Genomic DNA, 21,027 nt, shown 5'->3' with positions numbered 1-21,027 from the left:
AAGACAGGACTAACCACAACCAAACAATAGAACCCTCAAATTGAATTTTAATAATCAAATGTCTATATTGATTAATATGAGCTCATAAAAAGCGACATTTGACCATGCCTGATACATCCATAACACTGGATAATGCACGATATGTGTTTACAGCCGGTCCAGATACTTTAAAAAAAATTAGTGGAAATCCATTATATGGAGACAATAACTGTCATGTAAACATCATTGACGACAAGATTTGCCTTGGCTTAAGCATTACTGAATTTGATAATTATTTTCCAAACATTCTCGATGAAGAAAATGTCAGCAGAGTGTATGTCTATGATACTCCTCTAAAAATGCGTCTTGAAGCGGATATCGAAATTATCAAATCCTTTGAATTGAAAAAAGTTCAGCAGGCTCTTATTGATGAAGGAACAATGTACTTTCAAATGAAAACAACGGTTCAACCCAATCGTGACAATCTACCGAAAGTCAGTGACAAAGAACATACAATAATCGCGGAACTATTAAAAAACAATGACGGATTATGTATCGGAGAGATCCATAAAAGCCTCGCATCAAAAAAGTTTCTAATCGATAATATGGCCGAATTAAAAAAACAAGGAGTAACCACTTTATTTCTTGAGCATTTATTTTCAGATACACAAACTTCTTTACTGAATGAGTATTTAGATCCTCTTTGTACTGAAATGCCCCTATTACTATCTCTACATCTGGATCATTTAGACAAAGGTCATGGATTACGAAACATCGTAGACGACAATCCCTACTCATTTAAAGGGTTAATCATGTCGGCCAAAAAACATGGGATGCGAATTATCCCTATTGATACGTCCATAAGTTATGAAAGAGATAAAAATCAAATAGATTCTCAGGATGAACACACCCCTCGTTGTGTGATGATGAATTACATTGCAGCTCAACAGTTTTCAAAATTTAAAATGCAAAGCCCTCATTGTAAGTACGTATTTTTTGTTGGTTCTGCTCATATTAACGCGGTTACCAGCACGATACCGGGAATTGGCGAAATTACGGGATGTCCTACAATTGTTGTTGAAGATGGAACCAGTTACCACTATACCATCGCGACAAAACAACATATTGCAGTACCTGATATTATAATCAAACTCAATGGAAACGAACTCTCTAAAGAAGCTAAAGTGATTCAACAGGAATTAGCAGAAAGTGCACCCAAAACCAGCGAATTAATGCAAAATAATGATACTTATGTTTCAACGAATATAATGGATCCCGCTAAAAGCGATGTAAGAAAATACGAGAATAAACCAAAAGAATCAGATTTTGAAATGATGTCCAAAAATACTTTTTCCAGCGAAAAATACATATCCGCTAAACCGGTAAAAAATGCACAGGTACCCTGTAAGCCTCCACCGGACTCTGATTCATCTGGAGAAGATGAAAACGAAAAGTTCTCATTGAAATCGTCGCGATTTTTTATATCAAGAAAAGACCATGAACAATCACTCAAAAAAGAATCGAAAGACAATAAAGAAAAACCGGAAGACTCTGAAAGTATGGACATGGGCAGTTAACAAACAAATTGGTATTGCTCTATAAAAAAGTCAATGGTTTTAGTGTGGGGACATCGCCTGCCAGAAAGTTAAGAATTATTTATTCGAATTGTTTCATAACTCGTTCCGGCTGTAGATTGGCTATTTTTGTAGCCCATATTAGCAAAGCGTAATACGGGAAAACAATAGAGTTTGTTGCTGCTTCGATCCTGTATTACGCTTCGCTAATACAGGCTACAAATACTTAACTTCATGGCAGGAAAAAATCCCCTCAAAATTAGAACAATGCCCTATTTTTTCCTGGATCCCCGCTTACGCGAGGATGACGTATAAAGTTCAGAAGCAAATTGTGGAACAACAAAATTCGAATGGTCAACAACTCCTAGTAATATCGGATATCACTTTAAACCTGTCAATAATCATGGGAAGAGAACACTACTCACTCTTTAGGCAAAGAAGCAATAAATTCAGTCACTTGTTTTGGTGTTAATTCATAAGTCTGACCTCGAGTCAGATATCTTGGCATAGATAGCATGCCATATCGAACACGAATCAATCGGCTGACCTCGACCCCTTGCGATTCCCATAATCGTCTGACTTCTCGATTTCTTCCTTCATTAAGCGTTACATGATACCAGCTGTTAGTACCCTCTCCACCACGAAATTCAATTTTGGTAAATTGAGCCAGACCATCATCCAGGTTAACGCCTTTTTGTAAATTAACCAATGCCTCAGGGCTTACTTGTCCATGCACTCTCACTGCATACTCTCGTTCCAAACCGTATTTTGGATGCATAAGCTGATTTGCTAATTCTCCATCGTTGGTAAAAATGAGTAAGCCTGAGGTATTTAGATCCAAACGCCCCACCTGAACCCAACGACCATGTCGAAGATGAGGTAAGTTATCAAATACTGTTTTTTCAAATTTAGGATCATGTCGACTGGAGATTTCTCCTACAGGCTTATGATAAAGGAGTATTCGTGTATTTTGCTTGATTTTTAAGGGATTAGGGATAAGTTTTCCCTTAACGGTAATTTTATCAAGTGGTCCAGCCGAGTCACCTAATTTGACGGGTTTCCCATTAACCTGAACCCAACCATTCTCTATCCAACGTTCCATTTCACGACGAGAACCAAGTCCTGCCTGGCTTAATATTTTTTGTAACCTTTCGTTGCTCATTCAGTAATACACTCTTCATTAGGTTGGTTTGCAGTATGCAAAGTCAATGTTTCCAAAACTTCTGGTAAGGATGGAAGTTCATGTAAATAAGTTAAATTAAAATAATTTAAAAATTCTTTAGTTGTAGTATATACGGCCGGCTTCCCAGCGACATCTTTATGACCGGCAATGCGAATCCATTCTCTTTCCATCAAGGTTTTCATAATATGACTGCTCACTGCCACTCCACGAATTTCCTCTATATCTGCTCGTGTCACAGGTTGCTTATAAGCAATTATTGCCAAAGTTTCAAGTAAAGCACGTGAGTATTTACTTGGTTTTTCAATTTGTAATCGAGCAATCCAGGTACTGTATGCGGATTTTGTTTGCACTTGATACCCACCAGCCACCTGAATGAGTTCAAATGAGCGAGTTTCATACTCTTTTTGTAACTGGGTGATCATATTTTTTAATTGAGGCAGAGATGGTCGTTCCCACTCATCAAAGACTTCCGACAATTGCTCGAGCGAAAGAGGCTCATTACAGCTCAACAACAGTGCTTCAATAATATTTTTTAGTTCATTTTCTTCCATATCATGCTGCCTGTAGATGAATGGGAGAAAAAGGTTGATTTTGAGTGATTACAATCAATGATTGTCTTGCCAACTCAAGAATGGCTAACAAAGATACAACTAATCCCATGCGCCCTTCTTCAAGACTAAACAACTGTGTAAATTCCACAACCTTCTGTTCCTGTAACTTAAATAAAACGATACTCATGCGCTCACGAACCGACATTGCTTCTCTCGCAATCTGGTGATGAGTCATTTGCTCTTCTCTCAGTAATAATCCTTTCATAGCCTCAATCAAATCAGCTAATTCCACATCAGGATGAACTTTTATCGTTTCAATTTCATCTGGAGTAATTTGAATGATAAAATTATCTCTGTCTTTTCGGGGAAGCGCATCAAGTAATTGAGCTGCTTCTTTGATCTGTTCATAAGCCTGTAACTTTCTCACCAGAGTCATGCGTGGATCTTCCTCTTCCTCATCTGCAGAATTGGCTGTAACGGGTAATAATAATCGTGATTTTATTTCCGCTAACATCGCTGCCATAAGTAAATAATCAGCGGCCAACTCCAGACGTCGGCATTCCATCAATTGAATGTATTGCAGATATTGTCTCGTAATGCTTACCATTGGAATATCCAATATATCTATATTTTGTTTGCGAATTAAATATAAAAGCAAATCCAAAGGCCCACTGAATGAATCCAGCAGTACCTCCAAAGCATCCGGAGGTATAAACAAGTCATCCGGAACCTGAGTAAGTTCCACGCCATCAACAATGGCTCTTATCTCAGGTTTATTTGATAACTCGACAGTCATTAGTAATCCAGTCCCATGACTTCCCGAACTGTATTTAGATTTTTAATGCCCTCTTCTCGAGCAGCTTCACTTCCTTCGGAGACAATGCGTTTAACAGAACCCAGATCGGATTCATAATCCGCTATGGATTCCTGTATGGGTTGCAATTCCTGATTAATTGCATCAATTACGGGTCGTTTGCAATCGACACACCCGATACCCGCAGTTCTACATCCTGTCTGAACCCAGTTCTTTACATCATCCTTGGAGTAAATTTTATGAAATTGCCATACTGGACATTTTTCAGGCTCACCCGGATCAGTACGTTTAATTCGTGCGGGATCCGTAGGCATGGTTAATACTTTCTTCTCCACTTGTGCCGGTTCTTCCCTCAACATAATCGTATTATGATAGGATTTAGACATCTTTTGACCATCGGTTCCAGGCATTTTGGAGGTTTCAGTCAGCAATGGTTGGGGTTCTGGTAATATTATTTTACCGCTTCCTTCCAGGTAACCCAATAAACGTTCTTTATCACCTATGGAAAGATTTGATTGATCCTCCAAAAGTGCCTGAGCAGTTTTTATTGCTTCATGTACTCCATTTTCCTGAAATTGTCGTCGTAACTCACTGTAAATCTTGCTATTTTTCTTGCCCATTTTCTTTATTGCTTCAATAGCCAATTCTTCAAAATTAGCTTCTTTACCATAAATATGATTAAAGCGGCGGGCAATCTCACGCGTTAATTCAATATGAGCCACCTGATCCTCACCTACAGGAACATAATCAGCGTGATACAATAACACATCGGCGCTTTGCAATAAGGGGTAGCCTAAAAACCCATAGGTAGCCAGATCTTTTTCTTTTAATTTCTCTTGTTGATCTTTATAACTGGGTACCCGTTCTAACCACCCAAGTGGCGTTATCATTGATAAAAGCAAATGAAGTTCGGCATGTTCTGGTACCCAGGATTGAATAAATATTTTAGACAAGCCGGGATTCACACCACAGGCCAACCAATCAATGATCATATCCCAAAGGTGTTTTTCGATAAAACTTGAATGTTCGTATTGTGTAGTCAAGCCATGCCAATCAGCAGCAAAAAAGAAGCAATCGTATTGATGTTGTAATTTAATCCAGTTTTTTAAAACACCATGATAATGTCCAAGATGTAATCTTCCACTGACACGCATTCCAGAAACAACTCGTTTGTTGGAAGTAAATAATGCTGACATCAATATCCTCTTTAGTTGTTGAAAATTATACAAAAACCTGAATTTTCTTAAAAATCTCTGGCATTTTTCGTCATCCTGAACGCAGTGAAGGATCTCCAAATGCAGGCACCGCACCACGTTCAGGAGATCCCTCGTTACACTCGGGATGACGATTGAGTTTCGTCATCCTGAAAGCAGTGAAGGATCTCCAAATGCAGGCACCGCACCACGTTCAAGAGATCCCTCGTTACACTCGGGATGACAATTGAGTTTCGTCATCCTGAACGCAGTGAAGGATCTCCAAATGCAGGCACCGCACCACGTTCAGGAGATTCCTCAGTGCATTCGGGATGACTTTTCTCGTTATTATTCAAACGTCACTTTATCTAAAAGGTTCTGGATCTCCCTTCCCTTCTCTTATAATTACCGGATAATCTCCAGTTAAATCGACTACAGTTGTAGGTTCATGTCCACAGTTACCACCATCAATTATCAAATCAGTCTGATCACCTAAAAGATCTTTGATTGCTTCCGGTTCACTAAGTGGCGCTTGAGCTCCGGGAAGAATCAGAGTAGTACTCATCAAGGGAGCCTCCAGACTCTCCAATAAAGACAAAGTAATTGTATTATCAGGCACTCGAAGACCTAAAGTTCTTCTTTTGGGATGAAGCATCAATCGAGGAACTTCATGTGTTGCGTTAAGAATAAACGTGTAGGATCCTGGTGTAAAAGCTTTTAAAAGTCTGAAAATAGAATTGGATACTTTGGCGTAAGTACCCAATTGAGACAGATCACGACAAACCAGTGTCATGTTGTGATTTTTATCTAACTGTCTCAAACGTCTGATCCGTTCAAGAGCCGATTTATTACCCAAGCTACAGCCTAAGGCATAACCGGAATCAGTTGGATAGACAATTAATCCACCATCTTCAATAATGGATACCGCTTTTCTAACCAAGCGAGCCTGTGGATTATCAGGATGTAATGCATAAAACTGACTCATAAAGTCCCCTGTTAAATGTTCCATTCTTGCCAAATAGGCGTACAGTTTACTGGTAGTTGCTGCTGACGTCCAAGATTTATCCGTGATAATGCATCACTATGAAAATCAGAGCCGGATGAAGCCAACAAATTAAAACGAAGGCATGTTGCTGCCATTTCTTTAATTTGAGTCACGTTCATTTCTCCGGACACTACTTCCATACCTTCTCCACCAGCATCTTTAAACTCATTGATTAACTCATGCAATTTTGAACGCGTCAATCCATATTTAAGCGGATGGGCTATAACAGCCTGTCCTCCTGAATCCGTAATTCCCTTTACTGCTTCTTGAATACTAATCCATGGTGTTGGAATATAAGCAGTTTTACCGCGTCCCAGAAATTGTTTAAACGCGGATTTCATATCCCGGGTCTTACCTTCATTTATTAAAATCTGGGCAAAATGAGGGCGTCCCACTCTTTTATGTCCAGCAAGTTGACACGCTTTTTCATAAGCATTATCTACACCAACCAATTGGAGGGAAGCACCAATTTGTTCAGCACGCGCCACTCGACTGTTGTTCTGATGAGTAATTAAGTGATTTAACTCATTAGTATGATTAATTTGATAACCAAGAATATGAATATCGTATTTTTTCCACCGGGTACTAAACTCAATACCATTGACTATTTTTATGCCAGTATGGAGTGCTGCCTGATTTAAAGCCACATATCCAGCAACTGTATCGTGATCAGTAAGAGACAGACATTTAATCTGATGATTTTGCGCTTTTTGAACTAATTCTTCCGGGCTCAACGCTCCATCAGAAAAATAACTGTGGCAATGAAGATCAATCATAGAGTGGTTAACTACTTTAAAAAACAAAAATTATAGCATATTTAAACGTTTAATTAGACAGAATATGGCTTTTTAATTCACGAAATACCCCACAGGATCCGTGAATTACTTGCAGATCATAGCACTTTTGCACTATTCTTAAAGTACGGTTAGTAATTAAATAAATCACATTGAGTAGTACACTGAACAGCGACATTGTAAAATTACCTATTCTCAGTAACCAGGAACTGGCCAATCTGTGCGGTGTTTTACATAGCAATCTGAAATTTCTTGAAGAACAATTTAATGTAATCATTAAAATCAAACAGCAATCACTTCAACTGTACGGTCAATCAGAACAGCAATTTGAAGAAATTAAAAACATTTTAACGTTACTCTACCCCTTAAGCAAAGAACCCATCAATATTACAACCATCCGTGGTTTAATTCATGAGGATTATCAGACAGCAATGACTCATCATATTAAATTAACTCGCAAATCCATATCGGCACGAAATAATAAACAGGCAACTTTTCTTGATTCCATCGATAGATGTGATATTACCTTTGCTGTTGGACCTGCAGGAACCGGAAAAACCTACCTTGCAGTTTCCAAAGCAATAGAGTGTTTTGAAAAAGGTGAAGTACAAAGACTGATTTTTGTAAGACCCGCAGTGGAAGCAGGAGAAAAGCTGGGATTCCTGCCGGGAGATCTGGTAGAAAAAGTACTTCCTTATCTAAGACCAATTTATGATGCTTTGTATGAGATGATTGGCTTTAAAGAAACCCAGAAAATGATTCAAAGCGATATCATTGAAGTATTGCCTCTCGCCTTTATGAGAGGACGTACCTTGAATGAGTCCTTTATAATTCTGGATGAAGCCCAAAATACAACTGTAATGCAGATGAAAATGTTTTTAACTCGAATGGGGTTTGGTTCTAAAACTGTCATTACTGGAGATATAACTCAGGTGGACCTGCCAAAAGGAATTGAATCAGGACTAGCTCATGCTATACATTTATTCAAATCAATTCCTGATATCAGTATTAATACATTTACCAGCCGTGAAGTTGTCCGCCATCCATTAGTATCCCAAATTATTGATTGTTATGACCACGAGCATTCAGGAAAAAAGAAATGACCTATCACATTGACATACAAAATGCGACAAACGAATCGTTGCCCATTCCAGAAACAGATCTAACTGCTCTGGCGAATTTGGCACTTAGAGATCACCAGAATGATGCCGAATTAACTATTCGACTGGTTGATACTGAAGAAATGACTTATCTGAATAGTACTTACAGAAAGCAAGACAAAACCACCAATGTTCTTGCTTTTCCATCTGTCTTACCCGACGCCATTGAATTAGAATGTCCATTATTAGGTGATATTATCATCTGTCCTCCGGTTTTATTAGAAGAAAGTAAACAATTTGATAAATCGCTGCATGAACACTGGGCCTTGATTGTCATTCATGGTGTCTTGCATTTATTAGGCTATGATCATATTAAAGAAGATGATGCACGGATAATGCAGGATCTTGAGATTAAATTATTAGCTGAATTAGGATATGGTAATCCTTATGACTTAGAGGGAAATGATCTTGAGTAAAGAGGAAGAAAGCGGATCGTGGTTTGTTCGATTGAAACACTTCATACAGGGCGAACCACAAAATCAGGAAGAATTGGTTAGTTTGTTACGAGATGCTCAGATTAGGTCACTAATCAATTCAGAAACCCTGGCGATGATTGAGGGCGCCATTTTGTTTTCGAAAATGCGTGTCCGGGATATCATGCTACCTAAAAATCAAATGGTTTATATTAATCAGGATGATGAATATGCTGAAATTATTAAGGTAGTTACCCAAACCGGTCACTCCCGATTTCCAGTAACCGGTGAAAATACCAATGAAGTCATAGGTATTCTTCATGCAAAAGATCTATTAAGATATCAAATGGAGAACATTGAATCGTTTGATCTGCTTGATATTTGCCGACAGGTTACGTTTGTTCCGGAAAGCAGACGACTCGACAGCTTGCTTAGCGAATTTCGCAGTAACCGGAATCATATGGCCATTGTTGTCGATGAATATGGAGAAGTTTCGGGATTTGTTACTATTGAGGATATAATAGAGCAAATTATCGGTGATATTGAAGATGAGTTCGATATTGATGAAGATGCCTATATCAAAGCACATGATGATCATTGCTACATCATCAAAGCGCACACACCTATAGAAGAGTTCAACGAACAGCTCCACGCTAATTTTAGCGATGAGACATACGATACTATAGGTGGTATAGTTATGAATAATTTTGGTTATTTACCAACTCGTGGTGAAATTATCACTATAGATAATTTTGAATTTAAAATAATTAATGCAGATGCCAGAAGAATTAAATTATTAGAATGCATTGATAAACGGACTTTAGAGAACGCCAATATACCTGTTGAAGGATAACTGATGAATAGTACTATTCTCATAATAGATGATGACGCTGAACTCACTGATTTATTAGCTCAATACCTGGAGCCAGAAGGTTTCAATGTTGTTTGTGTTCATGATGGCGAGAATGGTGTAAAAAAAGCACTGAATCAAGTTTTTGACGCAATAGTACTTGATGTAATGCTTCCTAAACTGAATGGATTTGAGGTATTAAAAGCAATAAGAGAGCATCTGGAGACCCCTGTCCTCATGTTGACTGCGCGAGGTGATGATATCGATCGCATCGTTGGATTGGAGATCGGAGCGGATGATTATTTACCCAAACCATGTAATCCCCGAGAACTGGTTGCACGGCTAAGAGCCATTTTGAGAAGAACCCAAAAAATTCCAACCCCCAAACCTATTATAGAACAACACAATATCGTGGTTGACTGCTCCAAACGACACGTGACCATGGCTGGAAAATATCTTGAATTAACTAATGCTGAATTTAATATTTTAGAAATGTTAATTAAATCACCCGGACAAGCCTTTTCTAAAGAAGAACTCACCGAATACGCTCTGGGACGAAAATATACGGCTTATGATCGCAGTATTGATGTTCATATCAGTAATTTAAGAAATAAACTAGGCGATAACCCGCAAGGCGAACCCATAGTTAAAACTGTACGTGGCTTTGGATATATGTTTAATGCGTAGTTTGTATTGGAAAATATTTGTTTCATTTTGGCTAGCAACAATTTTAATCATTCTCACCACTGCCTGGGTTACAAGTCAAATCGCTCAGAAATCCTCTCAGCCTGCACGAGAAGAGATGTTTATGGACAGTTATGCAAATGCGGCTGTTGCAACGTTTGAATCAGGTCAACAATCTGCTCTAGTGAAATGGCTAAACCAAATTGGCCTGTCTCGCCATATGTCAATTTACCTGTTATCAAATACAGGAGAAATTATTGGAACTCAGACTCCACCTGAAAATGTGAAGATGGTGTCACAAAATCTGATTGATGATCAGTTGCCCAGTGAAGGAATTTTCAAATCAGGGAAGTTAATTGTTAGTCATGAAATATTATCGACCTCAGGAAAATACTATCGACTTGCCGCAGTCAGTGAAAAGCCGATTTCCTATTTTGTTCAGATCCCATGGGCAGGCCTTACTATTCGTCTAACCTTGGCTACGGTAATTAGTGGACTCATATGCTATTTATTATCACTTTATCTGACTCAACCCCTGCGTTCACTAGGTATGGCTGCAAAATCAATAGCGACAGGCAAACTAAGCACCCGAGTAGGTCATTTTAGAGGTCATAATAAAGACGAAATAGCTGAACTCAGCAATGAATTCGACAGAATGGCAGAACGATTAGAGACCTTGATAACCTCAAAGGAGCGGTTACTTCAAGATATTTCACACGAATTGCGATCACCGCTCGCTCGATTAAATATTGCCATTGAGTTGGGTAAAAAGAAAACCAAAAATTTAGCTGATCCAGAATTCAACCGCATGGAAATAGAAAGTTCTCGATTGAATAAATTAATCGGAGAAATATTGGATTTCGCACGATTGGATAAATCCACGACCGATCTGGAAATCACCAAGGTAAATCTGAATGAACTTCTGGCGGATATTGTCAAGGATGCTAATTATGAATTTGAGAAAGAGTCAGTCCATATATCAACCGAAGAGACTGTTCCATGTGAATTATTTATCGACAGACGACTCATTCATAGAGCCATAGAAAATATTGTACGAAATGCCTCACATTATTCTCCCAAAGATCAATTGGTTATTATTTCAACTCATTACACTGATAATAAAGATGAGATATGTATCGAAATTAAAGACAAAGGGCCTGGAGTTCCTGAAGATCAACTGGAAACCATATTTAATCCCTTTTATCGAGTCGATACCTCCAGAACAAAGAAAACAGGAGGCTATGGGTTGGGGCTGGCGATAGCTGCCAGAGCAGTTACTCTGCACCACGGAGTTATTACAGCAAAGAATAATGAAGATGGTGGACTGTTAGTCCGTATTACTCTACCTCTTCAGAATAAAGAAATAGCTACATGATGAACGCTGTGTTAATGCAGTCCATTATTCCATCACTCAGATTTTAAGTTTCGATTGTGTTTGAGTTGATGGAGTATCGCGTTGCATCTGAGACCCCAAAGCCATTTCAACCTGAGATTTTAAATCAGGATCCGCATTTTTTTTATTTAAAAAACCCTTTCCCAGATTAATCAGATCGCTATCGCCTGGATTTTTTTTGATTGCTTCTGCAAGTTCATTGACTTTATCAGCTTTCATATCTGCTTTAAACTGTTTGTATTCATCCCGAGCATAGGCTATATCCTGTCTATCCAACTTACCAAAACCGCCTTTTTTAATTGCCTGTTGACAAAGTAATATACCATGCACATTAGCGCTTGAATTAGCAATGGTGCAGTTATCGACCTTCTGTCCTCTTTGTTTAATGGTATGAATGGGATCTTTACCATCGGTTACCTGCGCAATTTGTCTTTTGATTTCATCATGAGGTGTTCCATTATGAAAACCATTCATCATGTTATTTATAAACTGTGGCGTGGCTTTACTGACGTCGTCCAAGCGATAAATTTGCGACCCATATTCAGCAGGTTTCGCACCTAAACCCTTGTTTGTATACACCAGATAACCAGATTTTGAACCCGGACCATCAGGGACAATTGATAACCCCATAGCATGCCCCTCACAACTTATAGGTATTGTAGTTAGTTTTCCGCTTTGTATGCGATCTGATAACTCTTGACCAGCAGCAGGATTGCGCTGTGAGGTACTATTGGAAAATGCGGCAGATTTATTCGAAAAACTAAAGGCATCAGCCAGCTCTTTAAGATCCTGATTTCCAGGATTTTTTTGAGCGTATTTGTTCACATTATCCGTCACTAATTGGTATGTAGGAGCAATATGCGCATATTGAGAAAAGGTTACACCGTCTTTACTCGTCATTTCTATTCCCAAAAACAAACCAAAATATTTAACAGTATGTAATTTTTCGGATGGAGAAGGCTCAGATAATCCATATTCTCTGGCTGCTTTGCTGTCGCGCGCCAAATCTAAAACCGCCTCCTCAACAGGCCCGAGAGTAGCACCATTATCCATTAATGCTTTGGCACCTGAAAAATCCTGTTTTTGTATTAAATATTGCAGCGGACTTTGTCCTTCTTTATTGAGTATTTTATTTAAAGCGTCTGCCACTCGAGTAAAACCTACCTGAATTGTCGCTTGTTCAAGGTTGCCTTTTACATCTGAAGATCTTAGAGCCTTCATCATCAATTGAAAAAATAAATCATTGATAATTTTTATTTGATTTAAATGGTCTGCTTCAGCAGCCATTGTATTAGCAGCTAATCTATCAGCGGCAAGCTTATCAGCAAAAGCTTTTTCAGAAGCAGCTTTCATTTCATTTATAGGTTCGTCAGATGTATTGTCCGGAGTTTTATCCTTCTTATCACCATACAACTCATCCAACTGTTCGTGTAACGATGAAGGACCATCAGGAAACTTTCCAAACATAAGAACCCTCTAGAATCAACACACTATATATTGATTATATATACATAAGCACGACATGTCTAAATAATAACCATGCATTTATTCGCTACCGCTATAAACACCGGTTAACATTCATCTTATCAAAAACCCTCCCGCCCCTTCATTGACTCCAATGTCCCTGTACTCAGAGTAAATGAATAAGTCCTTTTGTAGCATTAAGAATGGTTTATTTTTAGTGCAAAATAGACTTTTTGCTTCCCATTTCAAATAAAAACAATTACAGTGATATGTAACCAATTATTACAAATTGAGCGATTAGTGTTTCAGTGTTTTTTTGAATTAATCCAGGCCCTGTGGACACTTCATTGACTCAGATTTTTCAGAATCCCAACGTACCGCGTCATATCTGTACAATGCAGCAGATAGAAAGAACGAACAAATCGCGTCACGAAAGGATTTTGGAGCATTTATCAACAGACTCTAATAAACCGATATAAAAATTTATGAAAATTACTCATGAAGCTTTGATGGAGTTAATGAAATTATTCGGTTATAACCAGGACTTTGAAGGTATATGTAATGGCTATACATGGATGTGGATTCAATCTCAATTATTGGATCCTGCTGAATCAGTTCAATTCTATAAACGATTAAAAATCATAGAGGCTCATCAGGATGATCTTGGTAAACTAAAAGATGCCATCGACGAGATAAAAAAAACCATCATTTCTCTTGCAGATCAAACGGAACTGCAAAAAAAACTTCATACAGAACACCAGGATATGTTGGAAGTTCTTTCCTTCTGCGAAGGAATAGAACTTTATCATAATCCAGAGCGTCATAAAGAATTATTCACCAGTAATGAGACTGAAGCGGATAATAAACACCATTCAGACCCCAAAACATCCACTGCAAAATTATACTTTCAACAAAATAACATAAAACTAATTTCACCCATCATCGCATCGGATAGGTTATTGGAAAGAAATAAAAACACAGCAAATCGCTCCCCAGTGAATGCTTTAGTCAATGATTGCTTTATTCTAACTCCAGAGGAATGTACCTCCTATTTTAGTGATCTTCAAGTATGGTTTGATGAACATAGTGAGCAATTTGGTCATCAAACCGTAATCCCGATTAAATTAGGTACTGATAATCATGCTATTGCCTGCGCTTATAATCTGAAGTTAAAAAAATGGCAATTTATGGATATAAATGACTCTGATGAGCAAGAATACGTCAGAGAAATACACAATATTGATGATTTAACCAGTAATATTCAATTAGCATTTTCCGATGATAACTACCTGCTCTTTAACGCCATGCCCATTGTCATCGATCCTTCAACGATTTCAACAGATGCACTGTCTAATTTAAAAAAACTCAATCAAAACCATCAGAATTTATCAAAAGAACGATCGCTACGTGTTAATAGCCGCAATGCATCAATACAATACATCGCTTCAAAAAATGGTGATCTTGAGGTGATTAAAAAATTAGTAGCGCTTGGTGCCGATGTCAATGTAACGAAAATTAATGGTTCTTCGCCACTATGCATTGCTTGTCAAACCAAAGAATACAAAGTAGCTCAATTTTTAGTAACAAACGGGGCCACTGTCAATCACACTAAAAACAATGGAGCAACCCCCCTCTTCTTAGCCGTTCAGGCAGGAGATGTGGATATAGTTAATTTACTGCTGGAAAACAAAGCAAAAGTAGATCAACAGGGCTATCAGAGAATAACCCCATTACTAGCAGCGTGCAGTGAGGAACATATAACGATGGTACAGGTTCTATTGAACCATGGTGCAGATCCTAATCTGGCCAATATGAATGGAGTTACACCTCTCGATTTTGCATTTAAATTCAAGAACATGGAGTTGATTAAGCTATTAATCTCTAATGGTGCTTGCATCGACAAATACTTGCTGAATGGATTTTCTCCTCTCATTAATGCCATTATTTCAGGTGATTATGAGTTAATTAATTATTTATTGAGCAATAGAGCTGATCCGGATCATCCGGATCAGGATGGCATTACCCCGATCTATTGGGCCTGTATGCTCGGGAATGATTTAGCACTTCGTCTTTTATTAGAACACAAAGCACGAACGATTAATTGCATAGGTGAGACTGGACATACTCCATTGTTAGTTTCCTGTTTAAGCGAATACACAAGAAGAAACCAGAATTTATTTCGACTCTTACTTGAATTTGGAGGCGATATTAACGCTAAAAATGATGAAGGAGAGCCATGTCTGGAAATTGCTTTAAAAAGTAATAATTCTGCAGCAATCAAAGTGCTGTTAGCTTATTTCAAAAAACACAGTTTAAAATATGAAAAGTACTTATCCATAGAATCGCGATCCAACCAGGATACTATACGTTATCTGGAACAAGTAAATAACTCAAATGAAATGGATGAGTTTAAAACTTCTTTTGGATTCTTTAATAACTCAGCCCAAGTCAATCAAACTCAATCCCCCACAGCAGAAATGATGAAACATTTATAACATTCTTAATTTATATATATCCCACTGAACACCATCCTATTGCTTGTTTATCTCCATAAAAAGAAATGCTCAAACCCTAGTTTATCTTGAGTGATTCTAATTCATTAAAAGCCTTTTACTTTTGAATATTTTCTCTTAATTCATACGTTTAATAATTCACTGAGCCTCACTTCACGCTGGCTTTATGCTCCTATTTTAAGTATTATGCTCAAAATAATTGTAGATCGGATTAAGCTCAGTGACTCAGGCAAAAAATATAAGTAAAGCCAGTAGTTATTTCTTTTTAATTGGATTTATAGTTTCAAAAATCCAGTATCTTCCTATTGTATTTGTTTCAGTCATCCCCAATGTAATTTCTCTTGGATGTTATTTTATGGCTTATGGTTTGTGGTTTATTTCGAGCCATTTTCAAGACAGCAATAAACCCAATAAAGAAGAATGGTATGGATTTGCCCAATTTAAGGAACAATTTTTATATGCTGCGACCATCGGTATTATCGCTTCACTTATAAGCATCTCCTCTCTATTTCTTCCTGTTCTGATTGTACCGGCAACCTGGTTGTTTTTTACCAGCAATATTCTATGGTCAATTGGAGAATATAATAAATTAAAGCATCCTTCTGAATCTGATGTTAATTTTTCATACAGCTACCAACAAACTTACTTATCCTATGCTCTTACAATGACCGCCATCGCATTCACTACTGCGCTAAGTGCGACATTAATCTTTATGTTTCCACCAATAACCATGCCAATACTCATTATCTCCACGATAACCAGCTCAGGGTTAGGGATATTATCATGTGACTACTGGCTGGATTATACATTCGGAGATCATAAGACAACCTCTCCAGCGAATCAAAGCTACCATCAGATGAACAATTCTTTGGGTTCTGCACTGTCTAATCAAAACAACGACTCACCTGAACCTTATCATGGAGAAGCGCTCTTAAAGTCACCACCTGTAATTCCAGTCAATAATAATGAAGCAAAAGATCCTGATTTATCCATTCAGCCTTGTACACCGAGTCAATAATTTAGTATATTCTGCTCGCCAATAAAGAGATTCATCATGGACAAATTAATTTCACGAATGATTAAGGATGCTCATGAAGCATTGAAGCATGCTTATGCGCCCTATTCTAAATTTAGTGTCGGATGCTCTATCTGTACTATTGATGATAACTTATATACCGGTGTCAATGTAGAGAATAGTTCTTATGGTTTAACTATTTGCGCTGAAGGTTCAGCGATTTGTCAAATGATTACCGCAGGAGATCGTCACATCAAAAGCATTGTCATATTAGCGTCTAATAATTTATTATGCCCGCCTTGTGGGGCCTGCAGACAAAGAATTTATGAGTTCGCTACTCCTGACACGATGATTTACTTATGCAACAAAGATTCGATATTAAAAAAAATGACCATGAATGAACTGATGCCCCTGGCTTTTGATATTAAACCCTGATTGGACAATAGAATGACTCAACATGTACTAAACAAAACACATGCTCACTTAGCAGCAGAGCGAATTCAATCATTACTCCCTTCATTCAAACCCACCGTTGGAGTAATCTTAGGTTCCGGATTAGGCCAGTTTGCGGAAGAACTGGAAGATGCTGTAGTTATCAACTATAAAGATCTGCCTGGATTTCCAAATACTACCGTTCAAGGTCACGGCGGTAAATTAATACTGGGATATTGTGGAGGCATTGCAGTAGTCTGTTTACAGGGACGCGCCCACACTTATGAAGGTCTGGAACATTATGACACAGTAAAAACTTATGTAAGAACTCTGAAACTATTAGGATGCAGTCATTTTATAGCCACAAATGCCTCAGGTTCGCTCCGGGAAGATGTTGGACCAGGTGAGTTAATGCTTATTACCGATCACATTAATTTGCAACCCAGCAATCCTCTGATTGGACCAAATGATGATGATTTTGGCCCCCGATTTTATCCTCTAGATAATGCTTATGATAAGGTGATGCAGAACGATTTATTAAACACAGCTCAAAAACATTCAATTAAGCTGAATCAAGGTGTTTATATCTCTGTATTAGGACCTCATTATGAAACAGCTGCTGAGATACGGGCTTTTAAAATATTGGGAGCTGATGCTGTTGGCATGTCTACTGTTCCTGAAGTATTGGTAGCAAATCATTGCGGCATGAAAGTAGCCGTCATAGCAATGATCACCAATTATGCTACTGGTCTTTCTAAAACAAGCCACAATCACGAGGCTGTAGTTGAAATGGCATCCAGTGCTGCAGTAAAACTCAATACCCTGTTAAAACATTATATTATGGAATTATAGTGACTCTGGAAACACAATTAAATGAACTCTTGGAACAGCTCCTGACTGCGCAAGCAGCAGGAACTGTATCTAAAGAACAATTAATTCATACACTAGATCTAACTTTATTAGAGCCTGATGCCACAACCGAGTCTTTAGCTTTACTGGGAGATCGGGCGAATACGCACCATGTTGCTGCTGTCTGTGTTTTACCAGAACATTTATCACACTTTCACCTTCCTTCTTCACTTAATTTAGCTACGGTGATTAATTTTCCTCACCGGAATGATGAGTTACTGATTTCCCTGGCAGGTATAGATAATGCGATTCAGCTTGGTGCCAATGAAATTGATTTCGTGCTGCCTTACCAGGCTTATCTCACAGGCAACAGTCAAAAAGTGTTAAATCACTGTGATGTCATTATACAGGCATGTAAAAAACACGAAGTGACTATTAAAATTATATTGGAAACAGGTGCCTTTCCAGACATGGAACACATCTACAATGTCAGCAAAGAACTCATTACGATGGGAACTGATTTTATTAAAACCTCCACCGGTACAATATCGCAAGGAGCCACTCTTCCAGCCGTTTTTTCCATTTTAAGCGCTCTTAAGGAAACTGAGGAAACATCATGCGGCATAAAAATATCCGGAGGGGTTAAAACGACGCAACAAGCACTAAATTACGCCTGTCTTGCTGAGCTGATGTTAGGTAAAACGATAAGCAATAATTGGTTCCGAATAGGCGCCAGTTCTCTACTGAACGATTTGCTGAATGGTGCATAAGAAGCGCCCCATCTTTCTTTTATCTCATGCAGACCTATGTGATATTATATTTCTTCATTACTCAGGAGAGTTAATCAATGAAATTATGGATCATGGCGCTTTATCTTATTCTGGTTTTTATTAGCATCCCCACGCAGGCACTTCAAACTGAAAAAACCTCTGTCGCCACATACTGTACTCCTGAGAGCCCATGTTGGCCTAAAGAATCTGAATGGAATGATTTAAAAAACAAAGTGAATGGACATTTATATAAAGGCGTCTCTCCTCTTGCTCCTTGTATCAAAAACAGTAATAGCACTGCATGTCATAAAATTCTAGAGGACGTTAAAAACCCCTTTTATCTTGAATCACACTCCGGGTCAACTCAATCCAATGGATGGATAGATGCCTGGCAGGCAAAAACGAGTTCTTATGTACTAGCTGCTGAAAATGCTCAGGAAATCGCCAATGCGGTTGCTTTTGCTAAAAAGCATCATCTTAAACTTGTCATAAAAGGTACTGGACATGACTACCTGGGGCGTTCTAATGCACCCAACTCATTATTAATTTGGACTCATAAAATGCGAGAGGTGCATGTACACAATGAGTTCATCCCTTCAGGATGCCCGAAAACTCAAAAAGGAATCACTGCTGTAACCGCTGAAGCGGGTACTCGATGGTTGGAAGCATATAAAGAAGTAGTAGTTAACAATGGACGCTACGTTCAGGGAGGAGGATGTACCTCGGTTGGGGTAGCAGGCGGATTCATCCAGGGAGGTGGATTTGGTAGCTTTTCAAAAAAATTTGGAACTGGAGCAGCAGGAATTCTTGAGGCTGAAATTGTCACTGCAGATGGAACCCTATTAACAGTAAATGCCTGTCAGAACTCTGATCTGTATTGGGCCTTGAAAGGAGGCGGTGGTGGGACGTTCGGTATAGTCACTAAGATCACTTTGGAAACACACGCCCTCCCCGCAGTATTCGGTGCTCTGACTGGCACCGTCAGTGCCCGTTCGGATGAAGATTATAAGCAGTTAATAGACTACTTTATCCGCTTTTACCGGGTAAAATTACATAATGAACATTGGGGTGAGCAGGTTATTTTAAATCCGGATAATACAATGCAGCTGGGCCTGGTCTTTCAGGGAATGAGTAAAACAGAAGTTGATAGACTCTGGCAACCATTTAAAGATTGGTTAGCTCTTAAACCAGGACACTACCAATTTACGCTGCATAGTCTAGCCCTTCCGGCAAGAAAATTCTGGGATTATGACTATTTAAGTAAAAATCTGCCAAGTTATATTGTAATTGATAAGAGAAAAAACGCACCCTATGGTGAGTTTTGGTGGACTGGCAATCAGTCAGAAGTATCAATCTATTTAACTCATTATCAATCCGGATACCTTCCTTTTCGCTTATTTGAAGAAGGTCATGCCAGTCAATTATCTGATGCACTCTTCAAGGCATCACGCTTGACAAGTCTTTCGCTCCACTTCAATAAAGGCTTGTCCGGTGCCTCCGCACAAGCTGTGGCTCGGCAAAAAAACACCTCCATGAATCCTGCCGTTCTTGATGCTGCAGCGTTAATTACCATTGCAGGTGGTCAACAGTATACTTACCCAGATATCGCTGGACACAAGCCTAATTTGACCCAGGCAAGAGAATCTGCTTTAAAAGCCAAGCAGGCAATGCAATTAATCCACGATTTAAGTCCTGATGCAGGTACTTACGGTAATGAAGCGGATTATTTTCTAGAGGATTGGCAAAAGGCACTATGGGGTTCTAATTATGAACAATTGCTGCAGATTAAACAGCACTACGATCCCAACAATCTCTTCAATTGCCATCATTGTGTAGGGAGTCAGTAAAAATGGGTTAAAATTTATTGGAAACTCAGCTAGAATGACCAAGCAATTTAATCAATAACTATTGGAGTTTAAATCACTATGAACATAAATGCCGTATTTAAATCCATTTTAGTAGTTCTGTTGGGTCTTGTATTAGCAAGCTGCAATAAAGATCTACCTCCTGGTGAATATGATGCAAATGAGATTGGTAAAATTAAAAAAGTAATACCTGGTACCATTATTTCAAAAAGACCCGTGAATTTACATCGACAAAACACAGACAGCAGCGCTCAATCTAAAAACACTGCTGATGGTGGTTTTATTGATGGCGGTTACAATCAAACTCATGGTGTTGAATACGTAATTAAATTAAATTCAGGAAGTATTATTTCCGTGGTTCAATCTGAAGATTTGAAACTGAAAAACAAACAAAAAATTCTGGTCATCTATGGCAGACATACTCGCGTTGTAGCTGATAACGGCAGTGATGTTTATTAAAATTCAATAGATACAGGGTTTTGTTGC

20 protein-coding genes are annotated in these 21,027 nt (G+C 38.4%); 13 read left to right on the top strand and 7 right to left on the bottom strand.

Annotation, left to right across the window (positions count from 1 at the left end; translation table 11 throughout):
* Positions 1 to 104: 104 nt before the first annotated feature.
* Positions 105 to 1,556 carry a membrane-targeted effector domain-containing toxin gene (locus tag IZU94_RS09380; protein ID WP_203110104.1) on the top strand — a complete coding sequence of 484 codons (1,452 nt, stop codon included), beginning with the start codon at positions 105 to 107 and terminating at the stop codon, positions 1,554 to 1,556.
* A gap of 418 nt (positions 1,557 to 1,974) precedes the next feature.
* Here the strand turns inward: IZU94_RS09380 and rluB are convergent, their stop codons facing one another.
* The 6 genes from rluB to IZU94_RS09350 all read right to left on the bottom strand — a co-directional run bounded on the left by rluB (position 1,975) and on the right by IZU94_RS09350 (position 7,115).
* On the bottom strand, positions 1,975 to 2,715 hold the full coding sequence (rluB, locus tag IZU94_RS09375) for a 23S rRNA pseudouridine(2605) synthase RluB (protein ID WP_203110103.1): 741 nt from the start codon (positions 2,713 to 2,715) through the stop codon (positions 1,975 to 1,977).
* Positions 2,712 to 3,287 (bottom strand): SMC-Scp complex subunit ScpB, encoded by a 576-nt coding sequence (gene scpB / locus IZU94_RS09370; RefSeq protein WP_203110102.1) that lies wholly within the window; start codon positions 3,285 to 3,287, stop codon positions 2,712 to 2,714. The genes rluB and scpB overlap by 4 nt, the downstream gene beginning before the upstream one ends.
* 1 nt (position 3,288) lies before the next feature.
* A complete protein-coding gene (locus tag IZU94_RS09365) occupies positions 3,289 to 4,083 on the bottom strand; it encodes a segregation and condensation protein A (RefSeq protein WP_203110100.1) in 795 nt (264 codons plus the stop codon).
* Entirely contained in the window at positions 4,083 to 5,297 is a 1,215-nt protein-coding gene (locus IZU94_RS09360; protein ID WP_203110098.1) for a tryptophan--tRNA ligase, read from the bottom strand. Before IZU94_RS09360 ends, IZU94_RS09365 begins: the two co-directional genes overlap by 1 nt.
* Positions 5,298 to 5,658: 361 nt before the next feature.
* The gene (locus IZU94_RS09355) at positions 5,659 to 6,279 is read right to left on the bottom strand and encodes an L-threonylcarbamoyladenylate synthase (RefSeq protein ID WP_203110096.1); all 621 of its coding nucleotides are present in this window, start codon (positions 6,277 to 6,279) and stop codon (positions 5,659 to 5,661) included.
* Between the two features lie 11 nt (positions 6,280 to 6,290).
* Positions 6,291 to 7,115: a PHP domain-containing protein gene (locus IZU94_RS09350; RefSeq protein ID WP_203110094.1), complete on the bottom strand. Its 825-nt coding sequence runs from the start codon at positions 7,113 to 7,115 to the stop codon at positions 6,291 to 6,293.
* A 170-nt stretch (positions 7,116 to 7,285) separates the two neighbouring features.
* Here IZU94_RS09350 and IZU94_RS09345 point away from each other — a divergent pair, with 170 nt between their 5' ends.
* The 5 genes from IZU94_RS09345 to cpxA are packed head-to-tail and all read left to right on the top strand — an operon-like array spanning position 7,286 to position 11,615.
* Positions 7,286 to 8,236: a PhoH family protein gene (locus IZU94_RS09345; protein ID WP_203110092.1), complete on the top strand. Its 951-nt coding sequence runs from the start codon at positions 7,286 to 7,288 to the stop codon at positions 8,234 to 8,236.
* Positions 8,233 to 8,709, top strand: coding sequence for an rRNA maturation RNase YbeY (ybeY, locus tag IZU94_RS09340; RefSeq protein ID WP_203110090.1), 477 nt, complete (start codon positions 8,233 to 8,235; stop codon positions 8,707 to 8,709). The genes IZU94_RS09345 and ybeY overlap by 4 nt, the downstream gene beginning before the upstream one ends.
* Positions 8,696 to 9,559, top strand: coding sequence for a CorC family transporter (locus IZU94_RS09335; protein WP_203110088.1), 864 nt, complete (start codon positions 8,696 to 8,698; stop codon positions 9,557 to 9,559). Before ybeY ends, IZU94_RS09335 begins: the two co-directional genes overlap by 14 nt.
* Positions 9,560 to 9,562: 3 nt before the next feature.
* A complete protein-coding gene (gene cpxR, locus IZU94_RS09330; protein ID WP_203110086.1) occupies positions 9,563 to 10,243 on the top strand; it encodes a two-component system response regulator CpxR in 681 nt (226 codons plus the stop codon).
* Positions 10,236 to 11,615, top strand: coding sequence for a two-component system sensor histidine kinase CpxA (gene cpxA / locus IZU94_RS09325; protein WP_203110084.1), 1,380 nt, complete (start codon positions 10,236 to 10,238; stop codon positions 11,613 to 11,615). Before cpxR ends, cpxA begins: the two co-directional genes overlap by 8 nt.
* Positions 11,616 to 11,651: 36 nt before the next feature.
* Here cpxA and ankD read toward each other — a convergent pair whose 3' ends face one another.
* Entirely contained in the window at positions 11,652 to 13,100 is a 1,449-nt protein-coding gene (gene ankD / locus IZU94_RS09320) for a Dot/Icm T4SS effector AnkD/LegA15 (RefSeq protein WP_203110082.1), read from the bottom strand.
* A 482-nt stretch (positions 13,101 to 13,582) separates the two neighbouring features.
* Between ankD and IZU94_RS09315 the strand changes: the two genes are divergently transcribed.
* The 7 genes from IZU94_RS09315 to IZU94_RS09285 all read left to right on the top strand — a co-directional run bounded on the left by IZU94_RS09315 (position 13,583) and on the right by IZU94_RS09285 (position 21,000).
* On the top strand, positions 13,583 to 15,592 hold the full coding sequence (locus IZU94_RS09315; protein WP_203110080.1) for an ankyrin repeat domain-containing protein: 2,010 nt from the start codon (positions 13,583 to 13,585) through the stop codon (positions 15,590 to 15,592).
* Positions 15,593 to 15,830: 238 nt separating this feature from the next.
* On the top strand, positions 15,831 to 16,628 hold the full coding sequence (locus IZU94_RS09310; protein WP_203110079.1) for a hypothetical protein: 798 nt from the start codon (positions 15,831 to 15,833) through the stop codon (positions 16,626 to 16,628).
* Between the two features lie 36 nt (positions 16,629 to 16,664).
* Complete coding sequence (gene cdd / locus IZU94_RS09305) at positions 16,665 to 17,060, top strand: cytidine deaminase (RefSeq protein ID WP_203110077.1); 396 nt, start codon at positions 16,665 to 16,667, stop codon at positions 17,058 to 17,060.
* A 12-nt stretch (positions 17,061 to 17,072) separates the two neighbouring features.
* Positions 17,073 to 17,909: a purine-nucleoside phosphorylase gene (locus tag IZU94_RS09300; RefSeq protein ID WP_203110075.1), complete on the top strand. Its 837-nt coding sequence runs from the start codon at positions 17,073 to 17,075 to the stop codon at positions 17,907 to 17,909.
* Positions 17,909 to 18,676 carry a deoxyribose-phosphate aldolase gene (deoC, locus tag IZU94_RS09295; protein WP_203110072.1) on the top strand — a complete coding sequence of 256 codons (768 nt, stop codon included), beginning with the start codon at positions 17,909 to 17,911 and terminating at the stop codon, positions 18,674 to 18,676. The genes IZU94_RS09300 and deoC overlap by 1 nt, the downstream gene beginning before the upstream one ends.
* Positions 18,677 to 18,753: 77 nt before the next feature.
* Positions 18,754 to 20,523, top strand: coding sequence for an FAD-binding oxidoreductase (locus IZU94_RS09290; protein ID WP_203110070.1), 1,770 nt, complete (start codon positions 18,754 to 18,756; stop codon positions 20,521 to 20,523).
* Positions 20,524 to 20,601: 78 nt separating this feature from the next.
* Positions 20,602 to 21,000 carry a hypothetical protein gene (locus IZU94_RS09285; RefSeq protein ID WP_203110069.1) on the top strand — a complete coding sequence of 133 codons (399 nt, stop codon included), beginning with the start codon at positions 20,602 to 20,604 and terminating at the stop codon, positions 20,998 to 21,000.
* Positions 21,001 to 21,027: the final 27 nt, after the last annotated feature.

The organism is Legionella bononiensis, from assembly GCF_016786215.1.
GTDB classification, from domain to species: Bacteria; Pseudomonadota; Gammaproteobacteria; order Legionellales; family Legionellaceae; genus Legionella; species Legionella bononiensis.
This window is presented reverse-complemented; position numbering and strand designations above follow the sequence as displayed.